The following is a 23,689-nucleotide window of genomic DNA, read 5'->3' as shown; positions in this document are numbered from 1 at the left end:
GCTGGGGTGGTTCACCGTGACTGCGTGCCTTCACGCAAGCGAGACCGGCGGACGCCCCCGGGACGCGGAGGCGAGCCCCCACCGGGGCCAACGGGCACAGCTCCCGCCGGGCCAAGGAGCGCCGCTCCTGACGCAGACCGCGGAGGAGCACCGAGGCCACGTCCCCCTACGCAGGCGAGACCGACGGACACTCCCCGGGACGCGGAGGCGAGACCCCACCGGGGCCAACGGGCACAGCCCCCGCGGGCCAAGGAGCGCAGACCCTGCCGGGCCAAGGAGCGCCGCCCCTGACGCAGGCCGCGGAGGAGCACCGGGACCACGCCCCTACGCAGACGAGACCGACCGACGCCCCCCGGGATGCAGAGGCGAGACCCCGCCGACCAAGGGGCCCCCGACGCGGGCCGGGGCGGCACCGTGACTGCGTCCCCTTACGGAAGCGGGACCGGCCGACGAACACCCCCGAGCGCAGGCGGCGAAGCCCCCGCCGCGGCCAACGGGCCACAGCCCCCGCCGGGCCAAGGAGCGCCGCCCCTGACCCGGGCCGGGGCCGAGCACCGAGACGGCCTCCCGTTGCGCAACCGAGACCGTCGGACAGACATCCCCAGGTTGCGGGGGCGAAGGCGCCGCCGGGGACAAGGGGCGCAGCCCCTGACGCGGGCCCGGGCTGTCCGGCCGCACCCGGGATGCCGGCGCCGAGGGGCGCAGCCCCTGACGCGGGCCCGGGCGGACTGGCCGCACCGGGATGGCGGGGCCAAGAGGCGCAGCCGTCGGCGTGGGCCCGGGCGGTCGGTCCCCTCACGGGATGCCTGGGCCGAGGGCGCAGCCGCCGGCACGGGCCCGGGGGTCAGGCGGTCGCGTCTCCCGGGTGGGACGGTGAGCGGGTCAGGGACAGCAGTTCACGTGCCGGTCCCGCCGGTCGGTGGCCCGTCGGCCATACCGCACGTAGGGCCCGCGCCAGCGCCACTCCCTCCACCGGGACCCGCACCAGGCGTCGCGACGCCAGCTCCTCCCCCACCACCAGCTCGCTCAGCACCGCGGGCCCCGCCCCGCTCACCGCCGCCGCCTTCACCGCCGTCGTCGAGGACAGCTCGATCAACGGCACCGCGGGCGAGCCCAGCGCGGCGTCCAGCACCTGCCGCGTCCCCGAACCCGTCTCCCGAAGGATCAGGGGTGTCGCCGCCAGTTCCTCGGCCGAGACGGCTCCTCGGCGGCGCCGCGCCCAGGGGTGGCCGGGAGCGGTGACCACGATCAGCCGGTCGCGGGCGATGACCGCGGAGTCCAGCCCGCCGGGCAGCGTCAGCCCCTCCACGAACCCGAGGTCGGCCTCCCCTGCCAGCAGCCGTTCCGCGACCACCGCCGAGTTCCCGGCGAGCAGCGACACCGCCGTGTCCGGCCGCCGCGTGCGCAGCGCGATCAGCCACCCGGGCAGCAGGTACTCGGCGATGGTCATGCTCGCCGCGACCCGCAGCCGTGAGTCCCGCCGGTCCCGCAGCGCCTGCGCACCCACGTCGAAAGCCTCGGCTGCCTCGACGACCCGCCGCGCCCAGTCCGTCACCAGCGCCCCGGCGTCCGTCAGCCGCGACCCGCGCGGCGAGCGGTCCACCAGCCCCACGCCCAGCTGCCGTTCCATCGAGCGGATACGGCTGCTCGCGGCGGGCTGGGTGATGCCCAGCTCCCGCGCGGCCGCGCCGAGACTGCCCAGCCGCGCCACGGCCAGCAACAGCTCCAGCGCACCGAGATCCGGTACCCGGTGCGCCAGCGACCCGCCCGGCGCCTGGGCCCCGCTCTCCCTCCCGCTCACCTCTGCCATAAACCCAGCTTATGCCCTCATAGAGACATCGTCCCTGGTGGGGATCGTGCGCTCACGGCACGGTGGTGTCATGATCACCGCAGTCCGGCATCTCGGGCCCAACTGGTACGCCACCGTGATGGGCACCGCCGTCCTCGCCACGGCCGGCGTCGCCCTCCCCGTCCACGTTCCGGGCCTGCGCACGGCCTGCACAGCCCTGTGGGTCCTCGCCCTCACGCTGCTGCTGCTCCTGCTCTGCGCCCGCGCCCTGCACTGGCGTCACCACCGCGACCAGGCCCGCGCCCACCTGCTGGACGCGGCCATGGCCCCCTTCTACGGCTGCCTGGCGATGGCCCTGCTCTCCGTCGGCGCCGGCGCGCTGACGGTGGGGCGCTCCTGGATCGGGACGACGGCCGCGGTCGCCCTGGACACGCTGCTGTTCACCGCCGGTACCGCCGTCGCGCTCGCGGCCGCTGTCACGGTGCCGTACCTCATGGCCGTACGCCATCGTGTGCCGGTGCACGAGGCCACGCCCGTGTGGCTGCTGCCGCTGGTGGGGCCGATGGTGGCGGCCGCGGCCGGACCGCTGCTGGTCCCGCACCTGCCGCCCGGGCAGCCGCGCGAGACCCTGCTCCTCGCCTGTGTCGCCCTGTTCGGCCTCAGCCTGCTGGCGGTCCTGCTGGTGCTGCCGCTGCTGTTCGCCCGCACGATCGGCGGGCCGCTGCCGCTCGCGCTCACCCCGACTCTGTTCCTGGTGCTGGGGCCGCTCGGCCAGTCCACCACCGCGGTGGGCAAGTTCGCCGACGCCGCACCGGCGGTGATGCCGGGGCCGGCCGGCACGGGCTTCGAGGTGTTCGCCGTGCTGTACGGCGTGCCGGTGATGGGGTTCGCGCTGCTGTGGCTGTGCCTGGCGGGCGCCCATGTGGTGCGGGCCCGGCGGCGCGGCATGGGGTTCACGATGAGCTGGTGGGCGTTCACCTTCCCCGTCGGCACCTGTGTCACGGGCGCCGAGGCGCTGGCCCGGCACACCGGGCTCGTCGCCTTCGACGCCCTCGCGGTCGGCCTGTACGCCCTGCTGGCCGCCGGCTGGCTCGCCGCCGCCACGGGCACCGCACGGGGACTGCTCAGCGGTGAGCTGCTGCGAGGGCCGCGCCCAGCACCCGTGGCGCCTCGGCCAGTGACGGCCCGTACCACGTCAGGTGCCGTCCGCTGACCAGCGCACAGGGATGACCGGGGAAGGCCTCGGGGCCGTCGTCGGCGGTGAAGCGGTACGGCTCGTCCGGGAGGACGACCACGTCCGGGCCGGCCGCCCGCAGCTCCTCCAGCGGCACGCGCGGGTAGCGCTCCGCGTGTCCGGCGTACAGCTGGTCGACACCGAGCCGGGCCAGGACGTCCCCGGCGAAGGTGTCGCGGCCCAGCACCATCCACGGTCGGCGCCAGATCGGCACGACGGCGCTCCGGCGCTCGGCCGGTGCCCGGAGCGTGCGCCACGCCGCCTCGGCCTCGTCCAGCCAGCGCGGCCGGTGCCGTACTCCGCAGGCGCCGACGACCCGGTCCAGTTCCCGGAAGGCCTGCCACACCGTGCGTACCTCGGTGACCAGCACCTCGACGCCGGCGGCGCGCAGTGCGTCGAGGTCGGCGGCGCGGTTCTCCTCCTCGTTGGCGACGACCAGGTCGGGGGCGAGGTCGAGCACGCGGTCGACCTTGGGGTTCTTGGTGCCGCCGACGCGTACGACGTCCAGGCCCGCGGGGTGGGTGCACCAGTCGGTGGCGCCGACCAGGACGCCGGGCGCGGAGGCGGCGACGGCCTCCGTCAGCGAGGGCACCAGCGAGACGACCCTCACCGGCGCGGCCGGTCCCGTACGGCCTCGATGTGCTCGGCGACGGCGACGACGATCAGCCGGGTGTCGGGCACGGTCGCCCGCCAGCGGTGACGCACCCCGCCGGTCAGATACAGGGTGTCGCCGCGGCCGAGCCGGTAGGCGCGGCCCTCGGCCTCGATCTCGACGGCGCCGTCCGCGACGTACATCAACTGGTCGTTGCGGTACTGGAACTCGCGGCCGGCGTCGTGGTCGCCGAGGAACTCCGAGGCGTGCATCTGGTGGTGCCCGCGCACCAGGGACCGCACCTGCGGCACCGGCCCGGGTTCGAGGTCCTCGGCGCGTACGACGTCGACGCTGCACGCCGGGTCCGCGGCGGCGAGCAGCTCGACCGCGGTGGTGCGCAGGGCGTCGGCCACCTTCTCCAGGGAGCCGCGGCTGGGCCGCGCCCGGTCGTTCTCGACCTGGCTGAGGAAGGGCACCGACAGGCCGCTGCGCTCGGCCACGACGGCGAGGGTGAGGTCCAGGGCCCGGCGACGGCGCCGCACGGCCGCGCCGACCCGCAGGGGCTGCTCTTTGTGGTCGCCCATCGCTCCGGCTCCCTCCTTCGCTCGTCGTCCCGATCGTGGCGCCGCTCGGTGTGTCCCGGTCGGCGGGTGCAGGTCTTCGCTTGAGTTCTCTGCACCCTACGCATGTTCGGCAAACCGTTTCATGCGGCCGTCACAACGAAGACACACGGGGTGGGCTCCGACCTGATGGTTCGCGCCAGTTGATCACCTGCCCGGGCGGTCGGCTCATGGGGCGTTCGGCGTACCGCGATGCCCGTGTCATGTTCAATGCGGTGGCCGTCACGGGTGTTCCCGCTTCCGGGAGCCGGGTTCTGGCGGTGGCATGGCGTTGTGTGGTTGGCCGGATCTTTTCGGGGCCGGCCGGACATGACCCGAGGGGTGGGCCCTCCCACGCGGTCAGGTGGCGTGGGTGGCCCACCCCTCGGGGGTGCGGACGCAGTGGTCGGCTACTGCGGGGTCATGCGTTCGGCCACATCCGGGTGCTGCCTCAGCCAGGCGGCGACGGCGTCGTCCTCGTGGCCCTGGCCGCGCTCGTTGATCTCGGCCTCGAGGCCGCCGAGCTCCGCCTCGCTCATCCGGAAGTTCTTGATCCACCGGGTGAGCTGCGGGTACTGCTCGGGGAACTTCTCGCCCGCGATCGTCCGGATGGTGTTGCCCTCACCGAAGAGCTTCTTGTCGTCCTTCAGCTTGGTCAGGTGGTACTGGCTGTACGCCCAGTGCGGCGACCACAGGACGACGGCGACCGGCTGCTTCCTGGCATAGGCGCGCTTGAGCTCGGCCAGCATCGCCGGGGTGGAGCCGTCGACGACCTTGTACTCCTTGTCCAGGCCGTAGCCCGGCAGCACCTTGGTCTTGAGCAGGTTCATCTCCCCGGTGCCGGGCTCGATGCCGATGATCTTCCCGCCGAACGTGCCGGCCTTGCCCTTGAGGTCCTGAAGCGAGGTCACGCCCTTGACGTAGGACGGCACGGCGATCTCCAGCGAGGTCGGCCGGTACCACGTGCCGAGGTCCGCCAGGCGGTCCTTGCTCTTGTCCCAGTAGTTCCCCTGCGCGTACGGCAGCCATGCGTCGAAGTTGAGGTCCAGGTCGCCGGAGGCGAGGCCGGTGTAGACCGGGCCGACGTCCATCTGCTTGAGGTTCAGCTTGTAGCCGCGCCGTTCGAGCACGTTCTTCCACAGGTGCGTGACGGCGATGTCCTCGTCCCAGGGGAACCAGGCCACGTCGACCGGCCGCTTGGCCTCGGCGGCGGCCTGGGTGTTCTGGACCGGGGCGAGCTTGTCGACGAGGCCCGGGTTCTTCTCCAGCCAGGCGCGCACGGCGTCCTGCTGCTTGCCCTTGCCGGCCTTGGTGATGCCGGCCTCGAGGCTGGTCAGCTGCTTCTCGTCCAGCCGGAAGCCCTTCAGCCACTTCGCGACGACCGGGTCGTCACCCGCGAAGCCCTTGCGGGCCAGCGTGTGCAGGCCGTCGCCCTTGCCCCAGGCGCCCTTGGGGTCCTTCAGCTTCTTCAGCCGGTAGTCGTTGTACGCCCAGTGCGGCGACCAGAGCGGGACGACGATCGGTTCCTTCTTGCTGTAGGCCCGCTTCAGCTCGGCCAGCATGGCCGGGGTGGAGCTGTCGACGACCTTGTACTCCTTGTCCAGGCCGTACTCCTTGAGGACCTTGCTCTTGAGCAGGGCCGTCTCACCGGCGCTGGACTCGATGCCGGTGATCTTCCCGCCGAACTGGCCGGCCTTGCCCTTGAGGTCCGCGAGCGTGTTCACGTCCTTCATGTACGCCGGGACGGTCAGCTCCAGGGACGTCGGGCCGTACCAGCTGCCGAGGTCGTCGATCTTGGAGCCGTACTTCTTCCAGTACTGCGCGTGGGTGGTCGGCAGCCAGGCGTCGGTCTGGAAGTCGATGCTGCCCGAGGCGAGGGACGTGTAGAGCGGTCCGGCGTCGAGCTGCTTGGCCTCGACCTGGTAACCGCGCTGTTCGAGGATCTCCTTCCACAGGTAGGTGGAGGCGACGCCCTCGTCCCAGGGGATGTAGCCGATGGTGACCTTCTTGCCCTGGCCGACGTCCTTGCCGTCGGCTACGGCCGTGGCGGTGCCCTTGCCGCCGAAGACGCCCATGCCGCCGGCGACCAGGCCGAGGACGACGACGCCGATGACGGCGACCTGCGGGCGGGGCCGGTAGGACCAGATCTTCAGGCCACCCGCGGCACGCGCGCGTGCGGCGGCGCGACGGCCCAGCGGGGAGACCTGGGTGCCGAGCGCGCCCGTCATGCGGTCGAGGTAGATCGCGAGGATCACGATCGCCACGCCCGCCTCGGAGCCGAGCCCCACGTTGAGCTGGCCGATGGCCTCGTTGACGTCGCCGCCGAGGCCGCCGGTGCCGACCATGCCGGCGATCGCGGCCATCGACAGGCCGAGCATGATGACCTGGTTGACGCCGGCCATGACGGTGGGCAGCGCCAGCGGCAGCTGGACCCGCAGCAGCGTGCTGCGCGGCGTGGTCCCGAACGCCTCGGCGGCCTCCACCAGCTCCTTGTCGACCTGGCGGATGCCCAGCTCGGTCATGCGCACGCCGGGGGCGAGCGCGAAGATCAGGGTGGCGACGATGCCGGCGGAGGCGCCGGTGCCGAAGAACAGGATCGCCGGAATGAGGTAGATCATCGCGGGCAGCGTCTGCATGAAGTCCAGCACCGGCCGTACCAGGCTGGAGACCCGGTCCGAGCGGGCGGCCCAGATGCCCACCGGCACCGAGATCACCAGCGCGATCAGCGTGGCGACGAGCACGAGCGACAGGGTCACCATCGCGTCGTCCCACAGCTGGAGCGAGTCGATGAAGGCGAAGCCCGCGAAGGTGAGCACACCGGCGAGAGTGCCGCGCAGCCAGAAGGCGAGCACGGCGAAGATGCCCGCGAGCAGCAGGGGCTGGGGCGCCTGGAGGACGGTCTCGATGGCGTCGTAGGCGCCGGTGAAGACGGTCTTGAAGAAGTCGAAGAGCCACGAGACGTGGTTCAGCAGCCAGTCGACCGCGTCGTTGACCCAGTCGCCGAGCGGGATCCTAGGCACGGGTCATCACCTTCTCCCCACCCTTGTCCCGGCGGTTGTCGCAGGTGCCCGGGGCGCCCTCCTCGTCGCCGAGGAAGCCGACCAGGCGCTGCCGCGGTACGACGCCGACGAGCGCGCCCTTCGCGTCGAGGACGGCGACGGGGTGCGCCGCGCGGGCGCTGAGCGCGCACAGCTCGGTGAACGGCGTGTCGGGCGTCGCGGTGGCGCAGCCGCAGTCGGCCTCGTCGCCGCGCAGTCCGTCGGTGTCCATGACGGCGCCGGCGGTGACCACGCGGGAGCGGTCGACGTCCTGGATGAACGAGGCGACGTAGTCGTTCGCGGGACGCAGCAGGATGTCCTCGGCGGTGCCGTTCTGGACGATGCGGCCGTCGCGCATGACGGCGATGCGGTCGCCCAGGCGCATGGCCTCGTTGAGGTCGTGGGTGATGAAGACGATGGTCTTCTTCAGGGTGCGCTGCAGTTCCAGGAGCTGGTCCTGCATGTCGCGGCGGATCAGCGGGTCCAGGGCGCTGAAGGACTCGTCCATCAGCAGCAGGTCGGCGTCGGTGGCGAGGGCGCGGGCGAGGCCGACGCGCTGCTGCATGCCGCCGGACAGCTCGTCGGGCCAGGAGTCCTCCCAGCCGGCCAGACCGCACAGGGCGAGTGCCTCGGCGGCGCGTTCGTCGCGCTCCGCGCGGGGCACGCCCTGGACGGCGAGGCCGTAGGCGGCGTTCTCGCGGACGCTGCGGTGCGGGAAGAGCGCGAAGTGCTGGAAGACCATGCTGATCTTCTTCGCGCGGACCTCGCGCAGTTCCTTGCCGCCGAGCGAGGTCAGGTCCTGGCCGTCGAAGAGGACGCGGCCGGCGGTGGGCTCCAGCAGGCCGTTGAGCATGCGCAGGAGGGTGGACTTGCCGGAGCCGGACAGGCCCATGACGACGAAGATCTGGCCGGGGTCCACGGTGAAGGACGCGTCGATGACGGCGGCCGTGGTGCCGTCCGCGCGCAGCTCCTCACGGTCGGCTCCCGCTCGGAGCCGTTCCACCGCCTGATCTTGTCGTCTGCCGAACACCTTGTAGAGGTGCTCGGCTTCAAGCCTGGCTGACACGCGGACCTTCTCTTCTCGACGGCAGGGAAAGGAGCGAGGGTCACATGCACCGCTCAAAGGTTGAACAGGCAACCGGCATCGCTCCGAAGGCGCGCCTCCCCTCTTTCCCCTCGGGCAAACACACAAGTGGGCCACGTCACTAAGGGGCGCAACGCGTTGCATCCTGCGCGCCGGGCGGCCGCTGTCAGTGCCGTACGGCATGATGCGAGCGTGACCGGACGACTCATGCTCCTCGACACCGCCTCGCTGTACTTCCGCGCCTACTTCGGCGTCCCGGACTCCGTGAAGGCCCCGGACGGCACGCCGGTGAACGCCGTGCGCGGACTGCTCGACTTCATCGACCGCCTGGTCAAGGACCACCGGCCGACGCACCTGGTGGCCTGCATGGACGCCGACTGGCGGCCGCAGTGGCGGGTCGAGCTGATCCCCTCCTACAAGGCGCACCGCGTCGCCGAGGAACACGAGAGCGGCCCCGACGAGGAAGAGGTGCCCGACACCCTGTCGCCGCAGGTGCCGGTCATCGAGGCGGTCCTCGACGCGCTCGGCATCGCCCGCGTCGGAGTCGAGGGGTACGAGGCGGACGACGTCATCGGCACCTTCACCGCCCGCGCCAAGGGACCGGTCGACATCGTCACCGGTGACCGGGACCTGTACCAGCTGGTCGACGACGCCCGGGACGTCCGCGTGCTGTACCCGCTCAAGGGGGTCGGCACCCTGCAGCTGACCGACGAGGCGCTGCTGCGCGAGAAGTACGGCGTCGACGGCAGGGGGTACGCGGATCTGGCCCTGCTGCGCGGCGACCCGAGCGACGGGCTGCCCGGCGTGGCCGGGGTCGGCGAGAAGACGGCGGCCAAGCTGCTGGCCGAGTTCGGCGACCTGGCCGGGATCCTGGCTGCCGTGGACGACCCGCGCGCCAAGCTCACGCCCACCCAGCGCAAGCGGCTCACGGAGGCGAAGCCGTATCTGGCGGTGGCGCCGAAGGTGGTCCGGGTCGCCGACGACGTGCCACTGCCGGACGTCGACACGGCGCTGCCGCACGCTCCCCGCGACGCGTCGGCCCTTCAGGAGCTGGCAGGGCACTGGGGGCTGGGCGGGTCCTTGCAGCGACTGCTGACCACGTTGGCGGTGTGACGGGTGTACACCCGAGCGAGGTGTTAGCTTAGGTAAGCCTAAGCATGGGGAACAGGGAGGCCGTCATGGCAGAACGTCCGGGACGCAAGCCGCGCAGGGTGCACTCCGCGCGTGTCGTCCGCACCGAACGGCTCACCCCGCACATGCAGCGCGTGGTGCTCGGCGGCGAGGGCCTGGCCGCCTTCGAGGCGGGCGCCTGCACCGACCACTACGTCAAGCTGCTCTTCCCGGCGGACGGCGTGACCTACCCCGAGCCCTTCGACATGGAGCGCGTGCGCGAGGAGTTCCCGCGCGAGCAGTGGCCCGTGACCCGGACGTACACCGTGCGCTCCTGGGACCCCGCACACCGCGAGCTGACGCTGGACTTCGTGATCCACGGCGACGAGGGTCTGGCCGGCCCATGGGCGACGCGCGTGCAGCCCGGCGAAACCGTCCGCTTCATGGGCCCGGGCGGCGCCTACGCCCCGGATCCGGCCGCCGACTGGCATCTGCTCGCCGGTGACGAGAGCGCGCTGCCCGCCATCGCGGCAGCCCTGGAGGCACTGCCCGACGGCGCCGTCGCGCACGCCTTCATCGAGGTCGCCGGGCCCGCGGAGGAACAGAAGATCGACTCCGACGTCGACGTCGTCTGGCTGCACCGCGGCGAGCGGCCGGTCGGCGAGTGCCTCGTCGAGGCCGTGCGCGCGCTGGAGTTCCCCGAGGGCCGCGTGCACGCCTTCGTGCACGGCGAGGCGGCCTGTGTGAAGGAGCTGCGCCGGCTGCTGCGCGTGGACCTCGGCATCCCGCGCGAGGACCTGTCGATCTCCGGTTACTGGCGCCTCGGGCACAACGAGGACGGCTGGCAGGCCTCCAAGCGCGAGTGGAACGCCCGGGTGGAGGCCGAGCAGGAGGGCGCACCCGCCGCCTGAACGACGGCGGCGGAGGGCGCTCGGCACAACGGGCCGCCGGGGTGGTCAGTCGCCCCGCACACGCGCGTGCAGGTGCATGTCGTGCCAGCCGTCGGGGTGGAGCAGGGCCCGCCGCTTGGTTCCCTCCAGCGCGAAGCCGGCCTTGGCCGCCACCCGGCACGAAGCCTCGTTGCCGACGGAGTGCAGCAGCTCCAGGCGTTCGAACCCGATCTCGTCCAGAGCCCAGCGGGCCAGCGCGGTCGCGGCACGGGCGGCGACGCCCCGTCCCCGCGCCGCCGCGTGCGTCCAGTAGGCGACCTCCGCGGCACCGTCGAGCAGCGCGATCTGACGCAGCCCGACCCGGCCGAGCAGCCGGTCACCGGCCGCGTCGGCGACGGCCCACTGCGCCGTGCGCTCCCCCGCCCAGGCCCGCTGCCACTCGGCGATCCAGCCGCGCACCTCCTCCTCGGAGTCGGCGGAGCGGATGTGCCACTGGTGGATCGCCGGATCCTGGAAGGCCTCGTACACGGCGGGCGCGTCGTCGGTGCGCCACGGGCGCAGCACCAGGCCGTCGCCGGTCGGGATCGTGGGCTGCAGGATGCGGGAGAAGGTGCCGGCGGGCAGCACCGGCTGCGTCAGATCAGGCATGATCCCCATCCTGCCCACGGCCCGCTGCCCGGGCCCAGCGGTTTTCGCCGGGCGGCGCCGCCCTCGTACCCTGGCCTGCGATGAGACGTCGTAACCCGCCCCCGCCCTCGCCGCTCCCCCAGCTCGACGGAGTGGACCCGGTGCGGGTGCGGCTGCCCGCGACCGGGTCGTGGGCCACCGTCCGGGAGTACCTGGTAGCGCGGCTCACGGGGGCGGGCCCCGGGATGGTCGAGGCGCTCTTCGAGGCCGGTCTCGTCCTCGCCGCCGACGGGCGGCCGGTGGCGCCGGACGCGCCGTACTCACCCGGGACGTACGTGTGGTTCCACCGGGAGCTCGCGCCGGAGGTGCCGGTGCCGTTCGCGGTCGACGTCGTCTACGGCGACGAGCACATCGTCGTCGCCGACAAGCCGCACTTCCTGGCCACCACCCCGCGCGGCAGCCATGTCACCGAGACCGCCCTGGCCCGGCTGCGCCGGGACCTCGGCATCGAGACGCTGACCGCCGCGCACCGGCTGGACCGGCTCACGGCCGGGCTGGTGCTGTTCACGGTGCGCCCCGAGGAGCGCGGCGCCTACCAGACGCTGTTCCGCGACCGGCGGGTGCGCAAGGTGTACGAGGCGATCGCCCCGTGCGACCCGCCGCCGGCGCTGCCGGTGACCGTGCGCAGCCGGATCGTGAAGGAGCGCGGCGTGCTCACCGCGCGGGAGGTGCCCGGCGATCCGAACGCGGTCACCCGCGTCGAGCTGGCCGAGCGGCGCGACGGCCTCGGCCGGTACCGGCTGGTGCCCGCCACCGGTCAGACGCACCAGCTGCGGGTGCACATGAACACGCTCGGCGTGCCGATCCTCGGCGATCCGCTCTACCCGCGGGTCGCCGCCCCCGTCCCGGCCGGTGACTTCCGGCGCCCGCTGCAACTGCTGGCGCGGGAGCTGGAGTTCACCGATCCGGTCACGGGGGCGGAGCACCGCTTCCGCAGCGGCCGTACCCTCGCGGCCTGGACGTCGTACGACGTCTGGGCGGCCGTCTAGGCTCGTGCGGGCCGGGGGCGGTCAGTTCCCGCGCCACCAGCGCACCAGACGCTGCCACACCCCGCGCGGCCGGGCCGGGTCCGCCGGCGGCACCGGAGGCTGCCCGTACGACGGCTCGGCGGCGGGAGCCTGCTGGGGCGGCGCGAGCGGCGGAGCCGGCACGGCCGCGGAAGCGGGTGCGTACGGCGCGGTCGCGGGCTCCGGCGGGGGCACGGTCACCTGCCACACCGGCGGACGCTGCGGCTGCGGCTGTCCGTGCAGGCTCGGCGCGGCCTTCACGTCCTGCTGTGCCTTGGGGTCGAACCGCACCGGCAGCTCGACCAGGTGCCGGGAGGCGATCGACTCCGTCCAGCGCAGCTCGTCCTCGTCGCAGTCCAACTGCACATCGGGCAGCCGCATCAGCAGCGCGTCCACACCGGCGTCGGCGATGGCACGGCCGATGTCCTGGCCCGGGCACTCGTGCGGCCCGCCGCCGAAGGCGAGGTGGGAGCGGTTGCCCTGCATGTTGGCGCTCAGGTCGGGCCGCACCCGCGGGTCGATGTTCCCGGCGGCGGGCGCGAACAGCAGCCCGTCGCCCTTGCGGATGCGCTGGCCGCCCAGCTCGGTGTCCTGCTTGGCGTAGTACGCGAAGACCGTACTGAACGGCGGCTCGTCCCACAGCGACTGCTCCACCGCCTCCGGCACGGTCATCTGGCCGCCGTTGAGCTTGGCGTAGAACCGGTCGTCGGTGATGACCATGAGCAGCACGTTGGCGAGCAGGTTGGCGGTGGCCTCGTAGGCCGCCATGAGGACCAGCCACAGGTGCTTGGTGACCTCGTCGTCCGTGAGCCCGGCGGGGTGACGGATCAACTGGCTGGCGAAGTCGTGCTGGGGCTCGGCGCGGCGGCGCGCGGTGAGGCGCTGCAGCACCTCCATGACGTAGGCATGGCTGGCGATGGCGGTCTCGGTGCCGCGGAGCATGTCGCGGGCGGCCTGCACGATCCGGTCGTTGTACTCCTCGGCCATGCCGAAGATCTCGCACATCACCGCCATCGGCAGGTGCTCGGCGAACTGGCCGACGAGGTCGGCCTCCCCGCTCTCGCAGAAGCTGTTGACGAGGATCTGCGTGTACCGGGTGATGTGGCGGCGCAGGCTGCGGTGGTCGATGGTCGTCATGGCACCGGTGACCGCACCGCGCAGCCGCAGGTGCTCGTCGCCCTCGGCGTAGGAGCAGATGGGCTCCCAGGCGATGTGCGGCATCAACGGGTGGTCGGGCTTGACCATGCCCTCGTTCAGCGGCGTCCAGATACGGCTGTCGCGGCAGAACTGGCCGGGCGAACGCACGAGTTGGAGGTTCTCGGCGTGGCCGAGGACCACCCACATCGGGACGTCCTCGGGCAGCAGGACGGGCGCCACCGGCCCGTACTCCTCCCGCAGGTGCTCATACAGCTCGCCCAGGTCATCGGCTCCGGGGCCGTAGAGCCGGTGCAGCCCGCCGGGCCCCTTGGCGTGGGCGGGGCAGCCGGGCGGCGGACTCAGGGCGAAATCGTCCGTCTGGGTCGTGGACAGGGATTCAGGCGTCACGGGGTCGCTCCGGGAAAGGGGGTCGCTCCGGGAAAGGGGAGAAACAACGCGCGGGGATACGGACGTCAGGTGAGCCGGCCGGCCGCCGACAGACCGGTCAGGAACCGCATCAGGGTCAGCAGGACGTCACGGCTGGAGGCGCGCCGGCGGGCGTCGCACTCGAGGATCGGGATCCCCGGCACCAGGTCGAGCGCCTGCCGCAGGTCTTCGACGGGGTAACGGGGCGCGTCGGGGAAGGTGTTGACGGCGACCACGAACGGCACACCGCGCTCCTCCAGCCGGCCCATGACCTCGTAACTGACCTCCAGGCGGCGGGTGTCGAGCAGGACGACCGCACCCAGGGCGCCCTGGAACAGCCGGTCCCACAGGAACCAGAAGCGCTCCTGGCCGGGCGTGCCGAAGAGGTACAGCACCACCTCGTCGGAGACGCGGATACGGCCGAAGTCCATCGCCACGGTGGTGGCCGTCTTGGTCTCGGAGCCGAAGTTGTCGTCGACCCCGACACCGGCCTGGGTCATGGTCTCCTCCGTGGTCAGCGGTTTGATCTCGCTGACCGAGCCGACCATGGTGGTCTTGCCGACACCGAAACCGCCCACGATCACGATCTTCGCCGCCGCCTGGGTGGACTGCGGCAGATGATCTTCCGCCCGTGGGCCGGGGAGGGTGTCAGAGCCTTTCAAGTCCATGCATCACCGCTTCGAGAAGGGATCGGTCGGGCAGCTGCTGGCGGACGATCGGGGCGCGCGCGTGCACCAGCTCGCCGGCCAGCATCTCCGTGAGCAGCGCGGTCATCGCGCTGAACGGCAGCTGCAGATAGGCCGAGAGTTCGGCCACGGACAGGGGGGCGGCACACAGCCGGAGCACTGCGGTCTGCTCGGGGGTGGCGGACGACGGCGGGTCGGCGTGCGCCACGATCAGCGTGACCAGGTCGAGCTTGGCCCGGTCGCCCTCGGCGCCCGTGATGATGTAGAGCCGTTCGGGTGCCTTCTTGTCGCCCTCCTGCTGCGCCGGCCGGGGCGACGGCACGGGCGGGGACGGTTCCTTGCGCTGTCGCCTCTGGCGCTGCGGAGGCGTCATACGGTCTGCCCGTTGCGCCGGGGCGGACTGGTCAGGTGCTCCCCGATGCGCAGCACCAGGTCACGCATGTAGTGGCTCATCGCGCCGGGTTCGCAGCGGATGTCGGAGAGCACCGCGAGGTAGGCGTTGGCGCCGGCGGCCATCAGATAGAAGTAGCCGCGGTCCAGTTCGACGACGACCAGCTTCATCTCGCCGCTGCTGGCGGGCAGCTCCTGGGCGACGGCGCCGGCCAGGCTCTGCAGGCCCGCGCAGGCGGCGGCGACACGATCGGCGGCGTCGGGGTCGCCGCTGTAGCGGGCGATGCGCAGGCCGTCGGCGGACAGCACCACGATCATCTCGATGCCTGGAACGCTGTCGTAGAGCTCCTTGAGCATCCAGTCGAAGTTCTGTCGCTGCTGGATCACGTCAGATCCCCTTCGTCGTCGCCCTCGGGGCGGCCCTTGTCGTTGAGCAGGTAGCTGAACGCGCTGGGGTTGCGCGTGAACTCGGTGGGGTGGGTGCCGGGCGGCAGGTCCTTCTTCAGCCCGTCCCAGAACGCCTCGACCCACATGCCGGGGGCCGGCTCGTCCTTCCTCGGCTCCGGTTCGGTGCGGGACTGCGCCCAGACGGTGGCCTCGCGCTCGCGTGCTTCCCGCTCCTCGCGCTCCAGGCGGTCCTGTTCGGCGTACTGCTGGGCACGCAGCTCGGTGATCGGGATGACGGCCTTGCTGCGCCGCTGCGGCAGGCCCTTCTCGGTCCACTCGGTGACCACGGGGACGTCGTCTTCCAGCGACAGGTTCTCCGGGATGCGCGGGTTGGTCGGGCGGCGCTTCTTCGGCGGGCGCTTGGGGCCCTCGGCCACGTCGGGGCCGATCGCGGGCAGGGAGGTGGCGCCGACGCCGTGCGCGAAACCGGGCGCCGGATGGTCGGTGAGCATGGCGCTCGGCACGATCAGTACGGCACGGACGCCGCCGTAGGCGGAGGAGCGCAGCGAGATCTGCATGTCGTGCGCCGTGCACAGGCGGCCGACGACCGCGAGGCCCAGGCGGGGCGCCTCACCGAGGATGTTCAGGTCGACGCCGGCCATGGCCCGCTGCAGGATGCCCTCGAGGCGGGCGCGGGACTCCTCGGTCAGGCTGACACCGGCGTCCTCGATCTCGATGGCGACGCCGCTCTGCACCTCGGTGGCGGTGACGTGGACCTTGGTCTGCGGCGGCGAGTAGCGGGTGGCGTTGTCGAGCAGCTCGGCGCAGGCGTGGATGACCGGTTCGACGGAGATGCCGCGGACGTTGACCTTGGCGATGTTGTCGAGCGAGATGCGCCGGTACTCCAGGATGCGCGACATGGCACCGCGCAGCACGCTGTACAGCGGCACGGGTTCGGGCCACTGGCGGCCGGGGCGGCCGCCGCCGAGGACGGAGACGGAGTCGGCGAGGCGACCGATCAGCGAGGTGCCGTGGTCGATGCGCAGCAGGTCGTCGAAGACCTCGGGGCTGCGACCGTGGTCCTCCTCCATCTCCCGCAGTTCCTTGAACTGCTGGTGGACGATGGCCTGGACGCGGCGGGCGACGCTGACGAAGGCGCGCTGCTGGGAGTCGCGCAGGTTCTCCTCGTGGTCGAGGATGCGCAGCACGGACAGGATGACCTCACGGCCGGCCTCGCGCAGCCCACGAAAGCGTGAATCGCCGTCGAGGATGTCGCGGGTCGTGTCGAAGAGTGAATTTCCGCGGCGCAGGTATTCGACGGCGAGCGGCAGGAGTTCGTACGCGAGGCGGTGGTCGTCCGCGTCGTGGGTGGCGAGGCGCTGTTCCAGATACGCCGTGTGACGGGCGTGTTCGGCCTGCTGGGCACGCAACCGGCGGCCGCGGCGCAGCGCTTCGGCGGCCGTCAGGGCGACCAGGACGGTGGCGATGCCGCCGCACACGGTCACGGCCGACCGGGCCGGTTCGGTGACCAGGGCGACGGCGGCCCCGGTCGCCGCGGCCATCGCTATGACGGGCAGCAACAGCACGCCGACGGCAGGGAGTTCACGGCGACGAGGGGGGGATTGGACGCTCACCATGCAGGTCCTTGAATCTAAGGAGTTTTGGGGAAAAAACGAGCTTCGGGGAACAAACGCACGAATACGCCTCAACTCGGTGCGCTGCGGGCGAGCTTAGTCCGACCGGATCATCGCCGGGTCATGTTCGGGAAGCCGCTGAATTCCCTCCCGCGACAGGAGTACGCTCGACTTCATTTACACGCTGAGGATCGATTCGCACACGATGTGTCACGCTGCACGGGCGTGCGAAATGACTCACCGTAACGAGTGCCGTACCGACCTCTCCCGGCGGCGGCCACGCGGGGGCACAGCGGGTTGCACGCCGGGCGCCCCCATGGGCGTACGGGCGGGCGTGCGGAAGTACGGGAGGGCGTGCGGTCAGGAGGCGGGCGTGCGGACGGGAGGGCGTGCGGACGTACGGGAGGGCGTGCGGACAGGGGGGCGGCCGTGCGGGGGCGCGTCGGGCGCCAGGAGACGCAGCACATGGCGGACCGCAAGCACATCGGCCCGCCCCGGCCGGCGGGGACCGTAGGCGCGGTGGGCGTCGAAGTGGTCTCGGGGCAGGACCTGGACGTCGCCCCGCCGATGCCCGGTGGCGCCGGGGAGCAGTCAGGCGGCCCAGCCCTGTCGGCCGGCGGCCTCCGTTCGGAGCGGCGGCGACGGGCCCGGTTCAGGCCGTGGCACCACGCCTTGCCGCGAACGGCCGACGCCGGCTGCGCGGCGCCCGTGGGGCGCGCGCAGCCGGCGTCGGCCGTCAGGTCCGCTTCAGGTTCGGTCAGCCCACCGACGAGTACGCCACGACGCCGCGCAGCAGGGCCTCGACCGCCTTGCGGGCGGCCTTCGGGACCGTGGAGCCCGCGGCGGGGGCCGCCGCCTGGATCTGGCCCAGGACGTCGATGACCTGCTTGCACCAGCGGACGAAGTCACCTGCGGGCATCTCCGCCTCGCGCAGCACCTCGTCCAGGCCCTTCCCGGAGGCCCACATGAAGGCGGCCCAGGCGAAGCCGAGGTCGGGCTCGCGCTGGCCGACGCCCTCGGTCTGGCTGATCCGGAAGTCCTCCTCCAGGGCGTCCAGCCGCCCCCAGATCCGCACCATCTCGCCGAGCGCCGCCTTCGCGTTGCCCGACGGCAGCTTCGGCGCCATGGCGTCGTCGCTCATCCGCGCCTCGAACACCAACGCCGAGACGCACGCGGCGAGCTCGGCCGGCGACAGGCCCTCCCAGACGCCGGCGCGCAGGCACTCGCTGGCCAGCAGATCCAGCTCGCCGTACAGCCGGGCGAGCCGCTTGCCGTGCTCGGTGACCTCGTCGCCGCGCAGGTAGTCCAGCTCGGTCAGCAGCGCCACGATCCGGTCGAAGGTGCGCGCGATCGTGTTCGTGCGGCCCTCGATGCGGTGCTCCAGCTGCCGGGTGTCGCGCAGCAGCCGGTGGTACCGCTCGGCCCAGCGGGCGTGGTCCTCGCGCTCGTCGCACCCGTGGCAGGGATGCGCCCGCAGCGCCTTGCGCAGACGGGCGATCTCCCGGTCGTCGGCGGCCTGCGAGCGCTTCTTGCGGTGCCGCTCCGGCGGGATGTGCCCGGCCTTGGTGCGCAGCGCGGAGGCAAGGTCACGCCGGGACTGCGGGGAGCGCGCGTTGAAGGACTTCGGGATCCGCATCCGCTCCAGCGGCTCGACGGGCACCGGGAAGTCCATCGCGGCCAGCCGCTTGACCTGCCGCTCGGCGGTCAGCACCAGCGGGCGCGGACCGTCGTGGGCGTCGAAGCCGCGGTGTCCGTTGGACCGCCCGGCCGGCAGACCGGGGTCCAGCACCAGCGCGAGACCCGCGTACTTGCCGGTCGGGACGTGGATGACGTCACCCGGCTTGAGCTTCTCCAGCGCGAGCGCCGCCTCGGCACGCCGCTGGTTGGCGCCCTGCCGGGCCAGCTCCGTCTCGCGGTCCTTCAGCTCGCGGCGCAGCCGCGCGTACTCCTCGAAGTCGCCGAGGTGGCAGGTCATGGAGGCCTTGTAGCCCTCCAGTCCCTCCTCGTTGCGCTGCACCTGCCGGGAGATCCCGACGACCGACTTGTCCGCCTGGAACTGGGCGAACGACGTCTCCAGCAGCTCACGCGAGCGGTGCCGCCCGAACTGCTCCACCAGGTTGACCGCCATGTTGTACGACGGCTTGAAGCTGGAGCGCAGCGGGTAGGTGCGCGTGCCCGCCAGCCCCGCGAGGTGTTCGGGGTTCATGGCGCGCTGCCACAGCACGACCGCGTGGCCCTCGACGTCGATGCCGCGCCGGCCGGCCCGCCCGGTGAGCTGGGTGTACTCGCCCGGGGTGATGTCGGCATGCTGCTCGCCGTTCCACTTGACGAGCTTTTCCAGCACCACGGACCGGGCGGGCATGTTGATGCCGAGGGCGAGCGTCTCGGTGGCGAAGACCGCCTTGACCAGGCCGCGCACGAACAGCTCCTCGACGACCTCCTTGAACGTCGGCAGCATGCCCGCGTGGTGGGCGGCGATGCCCCGCTCCAGGCCCTCCAGCCACTCGTAGTAGCCGAGGACGTGCAGGTCCTCGGCCGGGATGGACGCCGTGCGCTCCTCGACGAGCGCACGCACCTTTTCCCGGGCCTCGTCGTCGTTCAGCCGCAGGCCCGCGTACAGGCACTGCTGGACGGCCGCCTCGCAGGCTGCGCGGGAGAAGATGAACGTGATCGCGGGCAGCAGGCCCTCGGCGTCCAGACGCTCGATGACCTCGGGCCGCCCCGGAGTCCACATCCGCGAGCGCTGGCGACGCTCCCGCTCCCGGTCGGCCTCGCGCATGCTGCGGCCACGCCTGCGGTCCTGGAAGGACGGGCGGCTCGCCTCCATGCGCGCCATCCGCATCAGGTCGGGGTTGACCGCTCTGCGCTGGCCCTCGCCCTCCTCGAACAGGTCGTACATCCGCCGGCCGGCCAGCACGTGCTGGAACAGCGGCACCGGACGGTGCTCGGAGACGATCACCTCGGTGTCCCCGCGGACGGTGTCCAGCCAGTCGCCGAACTCCTCGGCGTTGGACACGGTCGCCGACAGCGACACCAGCGTCACCGACTCGGGCAGGTGAATGATCACCTCCTCCCATACGGCGCCGCGGAAGCGGTCGGAGAGGTAGTGCACCTCGTCCATGACCACGTATCCGAGGCCCAGCAGGGTCTGGGAGCCCGCGTACAGCATGTTCCGCAGCACCTCGGTGGTCATCACGACCACGGGGGCGTCGGAATTGACGCTGTTGTCGCCGGTCAGCAGACCGACCTTCGCCTGGCCGTAGCGCCGGCACAGGTCGGCGTACTTCTGGTTGGACAGCGCCTTGATGGGCGTGGTGTAGAAGCACTTCTTGCCCTGCTGGAGGGCGAGGTGGACGGCGAACTCGCCCACGATCGTCTTGCCGGAGCCGGTGGGCGCGGCGACCAGCACGCCCTTCCCCGCCTCGAGGGCCTTGCAGGCCTCGATCTGGAAGGGGTCGAGGCCGAAGTCGTACATCTCGCGGAAGGACGCGAGGGCGGTGGCCTGCTCGGCAGCTCGCCTGCGTGCTGCCGCGTACCGCTCGGCCGGTGAGAGGTCCTGTGTCATCGTGCTTTCCACCGTACCGGGCCGCACTGACAACAGGACGATCATTAACCGGATCTCCTGCTGTGAACCTGCCGTACGCCCAGCTCAGCGGGGATGCGTGCGGTGCCCGGGCCGGAGCGGGGCCACCAACGGCGAACCGGCCGCCCCGCGGTGCGGGACGGCCGGCCGTGCGTGGGACCCTCAGGTCACGTCGTCGTAGCCGTTGACGCGTTCCGTGCTCGTCTGCTCCGGCAGCGCGCGGCTGGCGCTGACCGGTTCGACGTCCTCGATGGCCTCGGGGGTGAGGTCCAGTTCCGACGCCTCGTCGTCGTGGGGGCCCTCGGCCGCGCGCCGCTCGCGGCGGCGGTCGTTGAGCAGGGAGAAGGCGACCGCGCCGAAGTACAGCACCCAGATCGGCCCGGAGAGCGCCAGCATGGACAGCGGGTCCGTGCTGGGCGTGGCGACGGCGGCGAAGACGGTGATCCCGAGGATCATGCCGCGCCACCAGCTGAGCATGCGCTTGCCGCTGAGCACCCCGGTGAGGTTGAGCATGATCAGCAGCAGGGGCAGCTCGAACGAGAGCCCGAAGACGATCACCATGCGGGTGACCAGCTGGAGCAGGTCGTCCAGCGGCAGCAGGTTGTCCACGCCGTGCGGCGTGAAGTCGATGAGCACCTTCGCGGTGGTGGGCAGCACCCGGTAGGCGAAGTAGGCGCCGCCGAGGAAGAGCGGGACGCCGGTGCCCACGAACGCGTAGGCGTACTTCTTCTCGTGCCGGTGCAGACCGGGCGCGACGAACGCCCACAGCTGGTAGAGCCAGATCGGCGAGGCGAAGACGACACCCGCCATCAAGGAGACCTGCAGTGCCAGCGTGAAGGGGGCGAGGAGACCGTTGATGGTGATCCGCGCGCACTGCTGGTTGTCGCTCGTGGAACGGGCCAGTTCCTCGAAGCTCTTCCCGCAGCCGACGGAGTCGAGGATCGGCTGGGTGAGGAAGTTGATGATGTCGTTGTAGAAGAAGGCGGCGACGACGGTGACGACGACGACGGCCAGCATCGCCTTCGCGAGCCGGTTGCGGAGCTCACGAAGGTGCTCCGCAAGGGGCATGCGCCCCTCGGGATCCTTCTCCTTCTTGCGGGCAGGCTTCAGCAACCCACGTTCCCATCTCGTGCGGCGGGCCGGAGGTCACCGGCCCTGCGTCAGCGCTTGGTCGTGTCCGTCGGCTCGTTGACCGGTCGGGCGCTGGTCACGTCACCGGGGGACGCCTGGATGGTGCGCTGCGCGGGAGGCTGCTCGTCGGTGGCGGGCGGCTGGGCGGACGTGCCGCCGCTGCCCTCGTCCTTCATCGCCTTGGCCTCGCTCTTGAGGATGCGGGCCGACTTGCCCAGCGAGCGGGCCATGTCCGGAAGCTTCTTCGCGCCGAACAGCAGGATGATGACGACGAGGATGAGAATGATCTCGGGGGCTCCGAGCCTTCCGAACATAAGTCTTTACCTTCTCACCGAGGCGGCAGGGTGGGGTGCTGTCCGACTGGTCGGACACGCGTCCGATCAGCCGTTCTGGCAGCGATCGTAACGCCCAGGGGTAAACGTGAGGCAATCCCCGTGCGTACTCCCGGCTCACGGAGCGGGCCTCGTTCTCCGCCCCGCGATCAGCAGCCTACCCGTGCGGTTACAGCGAATCCACGGCCCGGGCCGCGCTCGCCGTGGCCCGCTCCAGGTCCTCGGCCGCCCTGTTGATACGGCGTGTGGAATCCGCCACCTGCCGGCCCAGCCGCTGCGCCTCCAGGAACACCCGGACGGCCAGCACACCCAGCACGGCGAGACCCACGAAACCCACAGCTACCGCGAACATCGGCCAGAACATGCCGTTGAGCCTAGACCCTGCGAAGGCGGTGTCCGGCGCGGGTCGGCCCGGACGGGAGCGCGGCGTCGCGCGGTCCGGGACAAACCGTGCGGCACGGGCGCGCGACTCGGGTCCCGCCGGGGGCCGCTCCCACCGTGCGCGGGCAGGCGCGCGGACCGTGCACCACCGTGCGGTGCGGGAGCGGGATCTCCGAGCACCGTGCCGGGCCGGCACCCGCTCAGACCGTGGAGTGCAGGCGCAACGTACGCACGCCGCCGCCGGTGAGCAGCTCCACGATCCGCTCCCCCGCCGGCTTGCGCACGGCCGCCCCGCACTCGGGGCAGGTGAACGAGTAGAAGGTGGTGCGGCTGGAGGCGCCGATGGCCAGGCGCAGGGCACTCGCGGCGAGTTCGAAACGGCCCCGGCAGTCCGGGCAGCCGGCCCGGAAGACCACGGGGGCCACCCCGCGCATCCCCGCGAACGCGGAGGCCACCGTCATGCCCACGCCGTGCGGCGACGCCGTCTCGCTCACAGCCTCTGCTCCTGCCTGTCGTCCTGCTCCTCACCCGCTCCGCCGGCCGGGACCCCGTGCGGCGCCTGCGGCCCCTGCGGCTCCTCGGCCTCCATGCCGTCGTAGGCCGCCAGGGCCTCGCGGGCCGCGCGGCGGGCGCTGTCCGCCAGGTCGGGCGGCGACACGATCCGGCCGTCGCGGCCGAGCCGCAGCGCCAGCCGGCGCAGCGAGGCCGGATCCGGGGTGCGCAGCGTGATCCGCAGCCCGCCGTCGGGGAGCTCTTCGGCGCTGTCGTGCGGGTAGTACTCGGCGACCCAGCGGCCGCCCGGGGCGACCTCGACGACGACTTCCGGGTCCTCGGCGGCCGGCTGGACCAGCCCCTCCGACAGATCCCGCAGCTCTATCTCCGGCGGCGCCGACGGCTCGTCCAGAATCCTGATCTCGGCGACCCGGTCGAGCCGGAACGTACGGCGCGCCTCGGAGCGGCGGCACCACGCCTCGACGTAGGTGTGGCCGACGCTGACCAGGCGGATGGGGTCGATCTCGCGCTCGGTGACCTCGTCACGGGCCGGCGAGTAGTAGCGGATCCACAGCCGGCGGCGCTCGGAGATCGCCCGGTCGACGTCGGCGAAGACACCGCCCTCGGACTCGAAGGTCACCGACAGCCGGGAGCTGGCGCCGGCGGCCTCGCCGGCCGCGGTCTCCACCTTGGCCGTGGCCCGCAGCAGGGCCTGCCGGTCGCTCTCGCGCAGCCCGGGCAGGGTGGCCACCGCGCGGGCGGCGACCAGCAGCGCGGTCGCCTCGTCGGCAGCCAGCCGCAGCGGCTCGGCCGCCTCCGCGCCGAGCGCGGCCGGGTTGTGCCACCAGATGCGCTCGCCGTCGGTGTCGATGTCGAGCAGATCGCCGCCGCGGAAGCTGGTGCCGCACATGGGCAGCACGTCCAGGTCGGAGACCAGCTCGTCCTCGGTGATCCCGAAGGCGCGCGCCACGTCCTCGATCCGGGCACCGGGACGCTCCCGGAGATACGTCACCAGGGACAGCATCCGCCGGGTCTGGTCGATGGCGCTCGTGGGCCTGACCGGTTTGCCTGCCACGTCTC

At 72.2% G+C, this 23,689-nt stretch carries 21 protein-coding genes; 4 read left to right on the top strand and 17 right to left on the bottom strand.

Annotation, left to right across the window (positions count from 1 at the left end; translation table 11 throughout):
- Positions 1-844: 844 nt before the first annotated feature.
- Positions 845-1,810: a LysR family transcriptional regulator gene (locus ACZ67Q_RS21290; protein ID WP_471184333.1), complete on the bottom strand. Its 966-nt coding sequence runs from the start codon at positions 1,808-1,810 to the stop codon at positions 845-847.
- 70 nt (positions 1,811-1,880) lie between these two features.
- Between ACZ67Q_RS21290 and ACZ67Q_RS21285 the strand changes: the two genes are divergently transcribed.
- Positions 1,881-3,002 (top strand): TDT family transporter, encoded by a 1,122-nt coding sequence (locus ACZ67Q_RS21285; RefSeq protein ID WP_471184330.1) that lies wholly within the window; start codon positions 1,881-1,883, stop codon positions 3,000-3,002.
- Here ACZ67Q_RS21285 and ACZ67Q_RS21280 read toward each other — a convergent pair.
- The 4 genes from ACZ67Q_RS21280 to ACZ67Q_RS21265 all read right to left on the bottom strand — a co-directional run bounded on the left by ACZ67Q_RS21280 (position 2,914) and on the right by ACZ67Q_RS21265 (position 8,318).
- A complete protein-coding gene (locus ACZ67Q_RS21280; protein ID WP_471184328.1) occupies positions 2,914-3,633 on the bottom strand; it encodes a helical backbone metal receptor in 720 nt (239 codons plus the stop codon). The genes ACZ67Q_RS21285 and ACZ67Q_RS21280 overlap by 89 nt on opposite strands.
- Positions 3,630-4,199 carry a helix-turn-helix domain-containing protein gene (locus ACZ67Q_RS21275; protein WP_361625401.1) on the bottom strand — a complete coding sequence of 190 codons (570 nt, stop codon included), beginning with the start codon at positions 4,197-4,199 and terminating at the stop codon, positions 3,630-3,632. The genes ACZ67Q_RS21280 and ACZ67Q_RS21275 overlap by 4 nt, the downstream gene beginning before the upstream one ends.
- Positions 4,200-4,624: 425 nt before the next feature.
- A complete protein-coding gene (locus ACZ67Q_RS21270) occupies positions 4,625-7,234 on the bottom strand; it encodes an ABC transporter permease/substrate binding protein (protein WP_471184325.1) in 2,610 nt (869 codons plus the stop codon).
- Complete coding sequence (locus tag ACZ67Q_RS21265) at positions 7,227-8,318, bottom strand: quaternary amine ABC transporter ATP-binding protein (protein WP_471184322.1); 1,092 nt, start codon at positions 8,316-8,318, stop codon at positions 7,227-7,229. The genes ACZ67Q_RS21270 and ACZ67Q_RS21265 overlap by 8 nt, the downstream gene beginning before the upstream one ends.
- A gap of 210 nt (positions 8,319-8,528) precedes the next feature.
- Here ACZ67Q_RS21265 and ACZ67Q_RS21260 point away from each other — a divergent pair, with 210 nt between their 5' ends.
- Complete coding sequence (locus ACZ67Q_RS21260; protein WP_471184320.1) at positions 8,529-9,449, top strand: 5'-3' exonuclease; 921 nt, start codon at positions 8,529-8,531, stop codon at positions 9,447-9,449.
- Between the two features lie 65 nt (positions 9,450-9,514).
- Entirely contained in the window at positions 9,515-10,357 is an 843-nt protein-coding gene (locus tag ACZ67Q_RS21255; protein ID WP_471184317.1) for a siderophore-interacting protein, read from the top strand.
- Between the two features lie 45 nt (positions 10,358-10,402).
- Here ACZ67Q_RS21255 and ACZ67Q_RS21250 read toward each other — a convergent pair whose 3' ends face one another.
- The gene (locus ACZ67Q_RS21250) at positions 10,403-10,984 is read right to left on the bottom strand and encodes a GNAT family N-acetyltransferase (protein WP_471184314.1); all 582 of its coding nucleotides are present in this window, start codon (positions 10,982-10,984) and stop codon (positions 10,403-10,405) included.
- An 80-nt stretch (positions 10,985-11,064) separates the two neighbouring features.
- On the opposite strand from ACZ67Q_RS21250, the gene ACZ67Q_RS21245 reads away from it, so the two are divergent.
- On the top strand, positions 11,065-12,012 hold the full coding sequence (locus ACZ67Q_RS21245) for an RluA family pseudouridine synthase (RefSeq protein ID WP_471184311.1): 948 nt from the start codon (positions 11,065-11,067) through the stop codon (positions 12,010-12,012).
- Positions 12,013-12,033: 21 nt separating this feature from the next.
- Here ACZ67Q_RS21245 and ACZ67Q_RS21240 read toward each other — a convergent pair whose 3' ends face one another.
- From ACZ67Q_RS21240 to ACZ67Q_RS21190, 11 genes are all read right to left on the bottom strand, one after another.
- Positions 12,034-13,575, bottom strand: coding sequence for a cytochrome P450 (locus ACZ67Q_RS21240; protein WP_471184308.1), 1,542 nt, complete (start codon positions 13,573-13,575; stop codon positions 12,034-12,036).
- Positions 13,576-13,640: 65 nt separating this feature from the next.
- Complete coding sequence (locus ACZ67Q_RS21235) at positions 13,641-14,261, bottom strand: GTP-binding protein (RefSeq protein WP_471184305.1); 621 nt, start codon at positions 14,259-14,261, stop codon at positions 13,641-13,643.
- Positions 14,242-14,652 (bottom strand): DUF742 domain-containing protein, encoded by a 411-nt coding sequence (locus ACZ67Q_RS21230; RefSeq protein WP_471184302.1) that lies wholly within the window; start codon positions 14,650-14,652, stop codon positions 14,242-14,244. The genes ACZ67Q_RS21235 and ACZ67Q_RS21230 overlap by 20 nt, the downstream gene beginning before the upstream one ends.
- Positions 14,649-15,056, bottom strand: a complete 408-nt coding sequence (locus ACZ67Q_RS21225) for a roadblock/LC7 domain-containing protein (RefSeq protein ID WP_361625431.1) — start codon at positions 15,054-15,056, stop codon at positions 14,649-14,651. Before ACZ67Q_RS21225 ends, ACZ67Q_RS21230 begins: the two co-directional genes overlap by 4 nt.
- On the bottom strand, positions 15,053-16,693 hold the full coding sequence (locus ACZ67Q_RS21220) for a sensor histidine kinase (RefSeq protein WP_471184298.1): 1,641 nt from the start codon (positions 16,691-16,693) through the stop codon (positions 15,053-15,055). Before ACZ67Q_RS21220 ends, ACZ67Q_RS21225 begins: the two co-directional genes overlap by 4 nt.
- Positions 16,694-17,447: 754 nt before the next feature.
- Positions 17,448-20,300, bottom strand: a complete 2,853-nt coding sequence (locus ACZ67Q_RS21215) for a DEAD/DEAH box helicase (protein ID WP_471184296.1) — start codon at positions 20,298-20,300, stop codon at positions 17,448-17,450.
- A 135-nt stretch (positions 20,301-20,435) separates the two neighbouring features.
- Entirely contained in the window at positions 20,436-21,386 is a 951-nt protein-coding gene (gene tatC, locus ACZ67Q_RS21210; RefSeq protein WP_471184293.1) for a twin-arginine translocase subunit TatC, read from the bottom strand.
- 47 nt (positions 21,387-21,433) lie between these two features.
- Positions 21,434-21,718 carry a Sec-independent protein translocase subunit TatA gene (gene tatA, locus ACZ67Q_RS21205; protein ID WP_471184290.1) on the bottom strand — a complete coding sequence of 95 codons (285 nt, stop codon included), beginning with the start codon at positions 21,716-21,718 and terminating at the stop codon, positions 21,434-21,436.
- Positions 21,719-21,905: 187 nt separating this feature from the next.
- Entirely contained in the window at positions 21,906-22,100 is a 195-nt protein-coding gene (locus ACZ67Q_RS21200; protein ID WP_361625446.1) for a hypothetical protein, read from the bottom strand.
- Positions 22,101-22,317: 217 nt separating this feature from the next.
- On the bottom strand, positions 22,318-22,578 hold the full coding sequence (locus tag ACZ67Q_RS21195) for a hypothetical protein (protein WP_471184842.1): 261 nt from the start codon (positions 22,576-22,578) through the stop codon (positions 22,318-22,320).
- 29 nt (positions 22,579-22,607) lie between these two features.
- Positions 22,608-23,684 carry a helix-turn-helix transcriptional regulator gene (locus ACZ67Q_RS21190; RefSeq protein ID WP_471184288.1) on the bottom strand — a complete coding sequence of 359 codons (1,077 nt, stop codon included), beginning with the start codon at positions 23,682-23,684 and terminating at the stop codon, positions 22,608-22,610.
- Positions 23,685-23,689 lie beyond the last annotated feature (5 nt).

This window comes from Streptomyces sp. NPDC036813 (assembly GCF_055609245.1).
This window is presented reverse-complemented; position numbering and strand designations above follow the sequence as displayed.

Coding starts and splice junctions, on each gene's coding strand:
- ACZ67Q_RS21255 (WP_471184317.1), top strand. CDS start 9,515: ATGGCAGAACGTCCGGGACGCAAGCCGCGCAGGGTGCACTCCGCGCGT.
- ACZ67Q_RS21275 (WP_361625401.1), bottom strand. CDS start 4,199: ATGGGCGACCACAAAGAGCAGCCCCTGCGGGTCGGCGCGGCCGTGCGG.
- ACZ67Q_RS21200 (WP_361625446.1), bottom strand. CDS start 22,100: ATGTTCTGGCCGATGTTCGCGGTAGCTGTGGGTTTCGTGGGTCTCGCC.
- ACZ67Q_RS21235 (WP_471184305.1), bottom strand. CDS start 14,261: ATGGACTTGAAAGGCTCTGACACCCTCCCCGGCCCACGGGCGGAAGAT.
- ACZ67Q_RS21195 (WP_471184842.1), bottom strand. CDS start 22,578: ATGACGGTGGCCTCCGCGTTCGCGGGGATGCGCGGGGTGGCCCCCGTG.
- ACZ67Q_RS21245 (WP_471184311.1), top strand. CDS start 11,065: ATGAGACGTCGTAACCCGCCCCCGCCCTCGCCGCTCCCCCAGCTCGAC.
- tatA (WP_471184290.1), bottom strand. CDS start 21,718: ATGTTCGGAAGGCTCGGAGCCCCCGAGATCATTCTCATCCTCGTCGTC.
- ACZ67Q_RS21285 (WP_471184330.1), top strand. CDS start 1,881: ATGATCACCGCAGTCCGGCATCTCGGGCCCAACTGGTACGCCACCGTG.
- ACZ67Q_RS21230 (WP_471184302.1), bottom strand. CDS start 14,652: ATGACGCCTCCGCAGCGCCAGAGGCGACAGCGCAAGGAACCGTCCCCG.
- ACZ67Q_RS21215 (WP_471184296.1), bottom strand. CDS start 20,300: ATGATCGTCCTGTTGTCAGTGCGGCCCGGTACGGTGGAAAGCACGATG.
- ACZ67Q_RS21220 (WP_471184298.1), bottom strand. CDS start 16,693: ATGGTGAGCGTCCAATCCCCCCCTCGTCGCCGTGAACTCCCTGCCGTC.
- ACZ67Q_RS21290 (WP_471184333.1), bottom strand. CDS start 1,810: ATGGCAGAGGTGAGCGGGAGGGAGAGCGGGGCCCAGGCGCCGGGCGGG.
- ACZ67Q_RS21250 (WP_471184314.1), bottom strand. CDS start 10,984: ATGCCTGATCTGACGCAGCCGGTGCTGCCCGCCGGCACCTTCTCCCGC.